At 62.1% G+C, this 5,822-nt stretch carries 5 protein-coding genes; 1 reads left to right on the top strand and 4 read right to left on the bottom strand.

Annotated elements, in window-relative coordinates:
- The 4 genes from ABYV89_RS13885 to ABYV89_RS13870 form a co-directional block, all read right to left on the bottom strand.
- Positions 1–404 (bottom strand): arsenic resistance protein (locus ABYV89_RS13885; RefSeq protein WP_432823540.1); only part of this gene is annotated, 404 nt, incomplete at its 3' end.
- A gap of 19 nt (positions 405–423) precedes the next feature.
- Positions 424–1,644, bottom strand: coding sequence for an organoarsenical effux MFS transporter ArsJ (gene arsJ, locus ABYV89_RS13880; RefSeq protein ID WP_432823539.1), 1,221 nt, complete (start codon positions 1,642–1,644; stop codon positions 424–426).
- Entirely contained in the window at positions 1,641–2,651 is a 1,011-nt protein-coding gene (locus ABYV89_RS13875) for an ArsJ-associated glyceraldehyde-3-phosphate dehydrogenase (RefSeq protein ID WP_432823538.1), read from the bottom strand. The genes arsJ and ABYV89_RS13875 overlap by 4 nt, the downstream gene beginning before the upstream one ends.
- A gap of 54 nt (positions 2,652–2,705) precedes the next feature.
- Positions 2,706–3,056 (bottom strand): ArsR/SmtB family transcription factor, encoded by a 351-nt coding sequence (locus ABYV89_RS13870; protein WP_432823537.1) that lies wholly within the window; start codon positions 3,054–3,056, stop codon positions 2,706–2,708.
- Positions 3,057–3,207: 151 nt separating this feature from the next.
- Between ABYV89_RS13870 and ABYV89_RS13865 the strand changes: the two genes are divergently transcribed.
- A partial coding sequence (locus ABYV89_RS13865) for a PAS domain S-box protein (RefSeq protein ID WP_432823536.1) occupies positions 3,208–5,822 on the top strand: 2,615 nt, incomplete at its 3' end.

Here is a 5,822-nt window from a genome sequence, read left to right as displayed (position 1 = left end):
GCGAGCTCGTTCCAGACGATGACCATGGCGATGCAGCGGGCCAGGCCGATCATGATCAGGCCGACCATGTATTCGGGCAGGTCGTGGAGGAAGAGCAGCGCCAGGGCGAACATCAGGAGCGGCCCGATGACCCAGTTCTGCAGCAGCGACAGGCCGAGAATCTTCTTGTTGCGAAAGACCTCGCCGAGCTCTTCGTAGCGCACCTTGGCCAGCGGCGGGTACATCATCAGGATCAGGCCGACGGCGATGGGGATGTTGGTGGTGCCGACCTGGAACGCGTTGATCACCTGTTCCACGCCGGGAAAGAGCCAGCCGGTGCCGACGCCGACCGCCATGGCGAGGAAAATCCACAGGGTCAGGTAACGGTCGATGAAGGACAGTTTTTTGGTGATGGCCGATGTCATGACGCCTCCTGCAAGTCCTTTAGGGAGTGTACGCACTTTTCCCCCGCGGCAGTTTCAGGGAGATCACCCCGGTGCCCAGCAGCAGTGCCACCGAAACCCAGAGGCAGCCGGTCAGCCCCGCCAGTTGAAAGACGACCCCTGACAGCAGGGTGCCGAAAAGCCGGCCGGCGGCGTTGGCCATGTAGTAGAAGCCGACGTCGAGGGACACGCTGTCGTTGTCGCTGTAGTTCAAAATCAGGTAGGAGTGGACCGAGGAGTTGACGGCGAAGACCAGGCCGAACAGGGCCAGTCCCGCCACCACAGTCAGCCAGGGGGAGACTCCCCCCTGCACGCCGAGAGCGATCAAGGCGGTCAGCGCCGCCAGGGCGAAGGCACCGAGAGCGGCGGTGCCCCCTTGGGGCGTGCCGCCGGAGAGTCCCCGCTTTAGCAGGTTCGGGGCCAGCGCCTGCACCCCGCCGTAGCCGATCACCCAGAGGGCGAGAAAACCGCCGACTTCGGCATGGCTCCAGTTAAGGGACGCCGAAAGAAAGACCGGCAGCCCGACCACGAACCAGACGTCTCGCGAGCCGAACAGGAACATCCGCGCCGCCGACAGCAGGTTGATGTTCGGGCTTTTGGAGAGGATGGCGGTGAACTTGACCTTCTTTTTGGCCTGGCCGAGGTCGCCGGGCAGATTCAAGATCGCGGCGGCCAGCACCAGGGCGAGCGCGCCGGCCATGGCCAGCAGCGAGGTGCGAAAGCCGAGCCCGGTAAGGAGTACTCCGCCGAGGAAAAATCCCGCCCCTTTAAGGGCGTTCTTGCTGCCGGTCAGGATCGCCACCCACTTGAACAGTGTCCCTTCGGCGCCTTCGGGGATCAGCACCTTGATGGCGCTTTTCGAGCTCATCTTGGTCAGATCCTTGGCGATCCCCGAGAGGGCCTGGGCGCCCATGACATAGGCGACCGAGAGGGCCGCGGGCCAGCCCGGGTCGAGCAGGGCCAGGCTGGAGAGGGCGACCACCTGCAGGGCGAGGCCGGCGAACAGGGTGACCTTGAGGCCCAGGTGCGAGCCGATCCAGCCGCCGACCAGGTTGGTGATCACGCCGAAGAATTCGTAGAGCAGGAACAGCATGGCGATCTGCACCGCCGAGTAGCCGAGCTCGTGGAAGTGCAGCAGCACCAGCATGCGCAGGGCGCCGTCGGTGAGGGTGAAGGCCCAGTAGGCGGCGGTGACCAGGGTGTAGTTGCGCAAGTCGGTCATGACAGGCTCAGTGCCACCTTTTTTGCCAGCTCCATCATGCGGTGAACGTAGCCCATTTCGTTGTCGTACCAGGCGTAGACCTTGAGCTGGGTGCCGTTGACCACCATGGTGGAAGGGGCGTCGACGATGGCCGAGCGGGGATCGCTCTTGAAGTCGATGGAGACCAGCGGCCGGTGTTCGATGCCGAGGATCCCGTTCAGGTATGTGTCCGCGGCCTCTTGGAACAGCCCGTTGACCTCTTCGGCGGTGACCTGCCGCTGCATCTCGAAGACCGCGTCGGTGAGTGAGCCGGTCAGCAGCGGCACCCGGATGGCGTGGCCGTTGAGCTTGCCCTTGAGTTCGGGGTAGATCAGGGTGATGGCGGTGGCGCTGCCGGTGGTGGTCGGGATCAGCGACATGCTGGCCGCGCGCGCCCGGCGCAGGTCCTTGTGCGGGGCGTCGACCACCACCTGGGTGTTGGTCATGTCATGGATGGTGGTGATCATCCCGTGCTCGATGCCGATTTTCTCGTGCAGCACCCTGACCACCGGGGCCAGACAGTTGGTGGTGCAGGAGGCGGCGGTGAGCAGGTGGTGTTTCGCCGGGTCGTACAGCTGGTCGTTGACCCCCATGACGATATTCAGCGCCCCCTCCTTGACCGGGGCGGCGACGATCACTTTTTTGACACCCCGGTCAAAATAGGGCTGCAGCAGCTGCGGGGTGCGGAACTTGCCCGAGGCCTCGATGACGATGTCGACGCCGTGCTCATCCCAGGGGACTTCGCCGGGCGCCTTGAACTCGCTGTAGCCGACCCGCCGGCCGTCGATCTCTATGGCGCTTTCCTCGGCGCTGAGCTGCCGCGGCCAGCGGCCGTGCACCGAGTCGAATTCGAGCAGGTGGGCCGCCGTCTCGGCGCCGCCTTTTACTTCATTGATATGGACGATCTCGAATTCGGGCCAATCCCAGGCGGCGCGCAGCGCCAGCCGGCCCATGCGGCCGAAGCCGTTGATGCCGATACGGATGCTCATAGAAAATCCTTTCTTAAATGTCTAATCCAAATTAGCGGGTGCGTGCAGCAACATTCATCCGCACGCCAGCTCTTCGCCTCTTTTCTCCAGCCGTATCTGCAGGGCAGCGCGGTCGCTGAAAACCCGGGGCAGGTCCGGCAAAAAGCGGGCAAGCAGGGCGAGCGTCTCGCGCTGCAGGGGATTGTCCGCTTCGGCCAGGCGATAGTACATCCACACGCCGGCGCGGCGGTCGCAAACCAGGCCGCTGTTGCGCAGGTAGGCCAGATGCCGGGAAACGGTGGACTGGGGGAGTTCGAGAACCGCCATCAGGTCGCAGACGCAGAGCTCGCCCTCGGTCAGCAGGGCCAGGATGCGCAGGCGTGTCTCGTCGGAGAGCGCCTTGAAGAGTCGTGCGGTATTTTTCATGGAGGCAATCTATCCGCCTGGGCGGATATGGTCAAGGGAAATATTCGCCCAAGATAAGCAGGCGGTAATTAGGCTGTGTTTTTTGGTCTGGTGTTTGCAGGATTCGATGGATTCAATCGCCGGTGACCGGCCATTTTTCAGCAGGGGCAAGATGGCAGACAGAAAAACGACAATAAGGGGCGTTGTGATCATTCTGTTGGGGATGATTTTTTTCTGCTGGGGCGCCCCGGCCAGTGCCCTGGAACCGGTGCGGGTCGGCATCTACCCGAATCCCCCCATGCTCGATTATGATGAGTCCGGCCGCCCCCAGGGGCTGTTCGCGGACGTTGTGGCCGAGATTGCCAAGCGGGAAGGGTGGGCCGTCGAATATGTGCTTGGCAGCTTTGATGAATCCCTGCAGCGCCTCGCCGCCGGTGAAATCGCTCTGCTGCCGACCGTTGCTCATACCCCGGAGCGGGCACGACTGTATAATTTTAATGCGGAAACCGTATTTTCAAACTGGGGGCAGGTTTTCAGCCAGCCCGGGTCAAAAATTCAGTCGATTCTCGATCTCGATGGGAAAACCGTCGCGGTCATGAAGGGGAGTGTCCTTTATGGCGGCCCCGACGGCCTGAAACGTCTGACGGAAAAATTTTCTCTGCAGGTTCAGTTTATAGAACTCTCTGATTTCGCCGAGGTATCCAAGGCGGTACGGGACGGCCTAGCCGATGCCGGCCTGTTCAGCCGGGTTTTTGAGTCAAGCGGTGAACTGTCGGAGCTGGAAAAACCTCCGATTCTGCTGAGCCCGGTATCGGTACGGATTGCCTTTGCCAAAAACTCCGATCCAGCTTTGCTGGCGGCCTGTGACCGTCATCTGCGGCAACTTAAAGGCGACCCGCAATCCATCTATTATCAATCGCTGGGCAAGTGGCTCGGCGGCACCAGTGGCGCCACCGGTCCGGGCTGGTTGCGGCCCCTGCTCAAAGGGATGGGGATTTCCCTGGTTCTGCTGCTGCTGGTGCTGCTGGTCAGCCGGATCCAGGTGCGAAGGGGACTGCGGGAGATTTCGCGGAAGAACCGGCAGCTTGAGGCCGAAATTACCGATCGGCACCAGGCGCAGAAAGAACTGGCCCGGCAGACGATTTTTTTCGAAGCCGCCATCAACAGCCTCCCCGACGGCCTGGTGCTGTGCAATCCCGAACGCGAGATCGTGCGCTGCAATCCCGCCATGACCCGGGTCTTCGGTTATCATCCCCAGGATCTGCTGGGGCAGAAAACCTCGGTCTTTTATGCCAGCTTCGAAGAATACGAACAGCAGGGACAGCTGCGTTTCAATATGTCCGCCGAGCAGAAGAACCAGCCTTACGTGGTGAACTATCGCCGCAAGGACGGCAGTGTCTTTCCCGGGGAGACCCTCGGGACCGTGGTCCGGTCGGAGTCCGGCGAGGTGCTGGGTTATCTCGGCGCCATGCGCGATATCACCGACCGGCGCCGTTCGCGGGAAGCTCTGCAGTGGGAACTCAGGGTCAACCGGGCGATCGCCGAGCTCGGCCGGCTGATGCTGGCCTCGTCATCGATCGAGGAGATTTCCGAGGTCATTCTGCAGCAATGCAAGGAGTTGACCGGCAGTCCCCACGGTTTTGTCGGCTTCATCGATCCCCAGACCGGGGATATGGTCAGCCCGACCATGACTCGCGAGGTCTGGGCGGCCTGCCGGGTGCCGGACAAGAAACATGTGTTTCATGCCTTCAAGGGGCTCTGGGGCTGGGTGCTGACGCATCGCCAGCCGATTCTCTGCAACGAGCCCGAAACCGATCACCGGTCCACCGGGATTCCCGAGGGGCATGTGGCGATCCGGCGTTTTCTCGGGGCACCGGCCATGGCTGACGGGGCGCTGCTGGGCATAATCGCCCTGGCCAACGCCGAACGGGAGTACCATGCCAAGGACCTCGAGCTGCTGGAGCGGCTGGCGGCGGTCTATGCCATGGCGGTGCAGAACATGCGTACGGCCCAGCAGGTTCGCGAAAGCGAGGAGCGTTTCCGGACCATTTTCGAACATGCCGGCGCCGGCATGAACACCATCGATATCGACGGGCGCTACCTTCAGGTCAATCCGACCTTCTGCCGCTTTGTCGGCTATTCCGCCGCAGAGCTGAAAGCGCTCTGCGTTGAAGACCTGACCCATCCCGATGACCTGGAGATAACCCGGGTCTATTTCAACGAGGTGCGGGAGGGGAAAAAACGCTTCATCGATTACGAAAAACGTTTTCTGCACAGCAGCGGGAAAGTGGTCTGGGGCTACGTGACGACCGCCTGGATGATGGACGCCGACGGTCGGCCGCATTACGGCATCGGCCTGGTGCAGGATATCAGCGAGCGGAAACTGGCCGAAACCCGGCTGCAGGAGAACGAGGAGCGTTTCAAGTATCTTGCCCACCACGACAACCTCACCGGGCTGCCCAACCGCCTGCTCTTTGCCGACCGCCTGCAGCATGCCATGAGCAAAGCGCGCCGGTCGGGCGGGTTGCTGGCGCTGCTCTTTTTCGACCTCGACCGGTTCAAGGCGATCAATGATTGCCACGGGCATGAGGCCGGCGACCAGGTATTGCAGGCGGTAGCGAGGCGATTGCTGGCCATCGTGCGGGATGCGGACACCGTGGCCCGCTTTGGCGGCGACGAATTCATCGTGCTGCTCGAGGATGTGCAGGATGTGCAAAATGTCGAAATTTTGGCCGGTAAGATCCTTTTGACCCTGGCCGAACCGCTCTCCGTTCGCGGCCAGCAGTT

It is taken from the genome of Trichloromonas sp., assembly GCF_041583255.1.
In the GTDB taxonomy this organism is placed as follows: Bacteria; Desulfobacterota; Desulfuromonadia; order Desulfuromonadales; family Trichloromonadaceae; genus Trichloromonas.
The sequence above is the reverse complement of the archived record's forward strand: the minus strand, read 5'-3'. Positions and strand labels throughout refer to the sequence as shown.

What these genes read in the sequence shown, in the direction of transcription:
- arsJ (WP_432823539.1), bottom strand. Translation starts at nt 1,644, where the DNA reads ATGACCGACTTGCGCAACTACACCCTGGTCACCGCCGCCTACTGGGCC.
- ABYV89_RS13870 (WP_432823537.1), bottom strand. Translation starts at nt 3,056, where the DNA reads ATGAAAAATACCGCACGACTCTTCAAGGCGCTCTCCGACGAGACACGC.
- ABYV89_RS13875 (WP_432823538.1), bottom strand. Translation starts at nt 2,651, where the DNA reads ATGAGCATCCGTATCGGCATCAACGGCTTCGGCCGCATGGGCCGGCTG.